Annotated in this window: 1 protein-coding gene and 3 pseudogenes; 2 read left to right on the forward strand and 2 right to left on the reverse strand. The window is 62.5% G+C overall.

The features are described from left to right. Positions 1–96: 96 nt before the first annotated feature. Positions 97–240, forward strand: a pseudogene (locus AC0L3N_RS33745) (transposase domain-containing protein); the annotation flags it as partial. Positions 241–838: 598 nt separating this feature from the next. Beyond that, positions 839–1,972, forward strand: a pseudogene (locus AC0L3N_RS33750) (transposase); the annotation flags it as partial. A 226-nt stretch (positions 1,973–2,198) separates the two neighbouring features. Here the strand turns inward: AC0L3N_RS33750 and AC0L3N_RS33755 are convergent. Beyond that, positions 2,199–2,393, reverse strand: coding sequence for a hypothetical protein (locus AC0L3N_RS33755; RefSeq protein WP_473552002.1), 195 nt, complete (start codon positions 2,391–2,393; stop codon positions 2,199–2,201). A gap of 30 nt (positions 2,394–2,423) precedes the next feature. After that, a pseudogene (locus AC0L3N_RS33760) lies at positions 2,424–2,750 on the reverse strand (hypothetical protein); the annotation flags it as partial.

The following is a 2,750-nucleotide window of genomic DNA, read 5'->3' on the forward strand; positions in this document are numbered from 1 at the left end:
CGAGTTGTCAAGCGGTTTCGGTCGAAATGGCGGGCAAAGCGCTTCATACCGCCATGATCGGAAGAGGCGCTCTGCATAGTTCGGCGTGCGGCATAAACCTGCAAGCTCAACAGCGTCGAGCCGCTCGGCTATCTCGCCGATGTCCTCACCAGGATCGTCAACGGCCACCCCAACAGCCAGATCGATGATCTCCTGCCCTGGGCCTACATCTGTGCGCCCGAAATCAGGGCCGTCGCCTGAGAGCAGCGCTTACGACCGACATTTCCGTTGCCTCAGCATAATGTTCCCCATGACTGGGTCCGGATCAGTTCGCCATTGGCCCGATTAACGACCCGAACTGCATGGCGCCGAACACCATCGCGTGAGCCTTTTCCTTCCGCCAGATCTTCAAGCGGCGCTGCAGCGTGCGCAGAAGGTGATCGGGATACAGCAGGTCAGGTCGAGAACCAGGTCGGGCTGGTGTGTTAGGGCTTCTTTCACACCTCGGCTGCGGGTGAAGTCTGTGCCGACCTGAGAGCTTGGCCGCTCGATACATGCGTCGCCAGGGCCAAGGCGCACCGCCATGTGAACAGCCGGCACACACGAGGAGGAGCGCGCCAGGCTTGTCGAAGATGGCCACCCGTTCGACGGCTTCAATGCCGAGCCCGCTGGGGTGTGGAAACCGTGCGGTTCGGCAAAAACAAATACTTGGGGCTGTGACCGCCATCGGCCGTCCGGCGGATATTGTTGTTTCAGACCACCCTCGGCGCCGCGATTAACTTTCGCGGTTCAGTCAGGTGCCATACCGGTGCCATGGTGCCCGGTGATCACCACGCATTCCCTAAGCCGATGGGCCTCGCTGTGGGAGGCCTCGGACCGTATCTGCGGGAAGCGGCTGAAAGCGCTGGCGCCGATCCTCGTCGAAGCGATGGAGCGTCACGGGCATCTTCAGCTTGCGCCGGAAATCCGGACGCGGCTTTTGGGGATGAGTGCGGTAACGATCGACCGCGCCCTTCGCGAGGTTCGAGACACCGCATGTGGGCCGAGACGCCGTCGCAGTACAGCGTCCACCGCGCTCCGGCGCAGCGTTCCGATCCGCACCTTCTCCGACTGGCAGAATCCTCCGCCTGGATTCGTCGAGGCCGACCTGGTGGCGCATAGCGGGCGGACGGCGCGTGGAAGCTTCATACAAACGCTTTGTCTTACCGACGTTGCGAGCGGATGGACGGAATGCGCGCCTTTGCTGGTGCGTGAGCAGAAGCTGCTGAGCGAGGTGCTGACGGAATTGCGGCGGCTCCTGCCGTTTGACCTTCTCGGCTTCGACACCGACAATGACAGCGTGTTCCTGAACGAGAGGTGCGCGATTACTGCCAGGAGGCCGGGATCGCGTTCACGCGCTGCCGGCCCTACCGCAAGAATGACCAGGCTTTTGTCGAGCAGAAGAACGGCGCCGTAGTGCGCCGCATCGTCGGCTATCGCCGGCTGGAAGGGCTAGAAGCCGCTGCGGCTCTGGCACAACTCTACGCGATGGTGCGGCTGTTCGTGAACTTCTTCCAGCCGCTCCTTCAAGCTGGCCGGAAAGGAGCGGGACGGAGCCCGCGTGCGCAAGCGTTATCATCCCCCCGGCGACACCCTGCCAACGACTGCTGGCAGACCCGCGGACGCCGGAACCGGTTCGCGCCGCACTCGCGCAAACGTATGCGCGGCTGACCCCGTCAGGTTGCTGAGCGAGATGCGGATGGCGCAGCAGCGCCTCGTCGACATCGCGGACAAAGCCTGCCTGCCATCGCTTGCGGCGGCCGATCTGACGCTCGAGCGGTTCCTGTCGGGACTGCGGACGGCCTGGAAGGAGGGCGAAATCCGCCCGACCGCGAAAGCCAAGCCGAAGCAACAACGAGGCCGTCGGCGTCCCGACCCCTTCGCCCGCGTCACCAACGAACTGCAAGCGTGCTTCGACGAAGAGCCGTGGCGGACGAGCCGCGAATTGCTCACCTCCTTCTCAAATCCTCGATCGCTGATGCGCTGCAAGTACTCCCATAGAGTTTGAAATATCACCCTGCCGGTGGGGAGGAACACCGGCAGGGCGCGCCGCGCAAAAGTCGCGGCCGTGTGGCGATCGGACAGCGGCGGCAGACTTTGCATTTGCGCTCGATAGCCCGCTTCTTCATTTCTGAACGCTTCATAGGGAAAGCCACGATCGACGCCGTTGCAGTGATCGATCATATCCCTATGGCCTCATATGCGCCGGCGATCTGTCGAATGGAGGCGACATAGGCGGCCGTTCTGTAGTCGCCGAGTTCCGGCTGCTCCTCAAGGAGGTCGGCGGTACGTGCCCAAGTGCTGCGCATGACGTCCTCGAGGCCGGACCGAACCAGATCAATCTCGGCGCCTCCCTCCAGGAATTCGTCGCGCATGTCGGCGGGAATGGCTTGCCTGTCATCCGCTCAAGCGCGGTGGCGATCGTCTGGTTGCGCAGCTCCCGCCGCCGTCTTTCCATCAGCCCGAACGGGATATGGGTCAGGTTCTTCACCCATTCGAAAATAGCTCACGACCACAACACCCGCGTTGACATAAAGATCAGGGAGGATCGTCACGCCACGGGAACGCAGCATCTGATCGGCCTCGAAGGTGACCGGGCCATTAGCGGCTTCGACGATGAGATGCGCTTTGATGCGGTCGGCGTTGTCGATGTGAATGGCATTCTCCATCGCCGCGGGGATGAGAATGTCGCAGGGCTCTTCCAGGCCCGCCATATCACTGGCGAAAGAGTT

Source organism: Mesorhizobium sp. WSM4807, from assembly GCF_055811615.1.

Coding starts and splice junctions, on each gene's coding strand:
- AC0L3N_RS33755 (WP_473552002.1), bottom strand. CDS start 2,393: ATGCGCGACGAATTCCTGGAGGGAGGCGCCGAGATTGATCTGGTTCGG.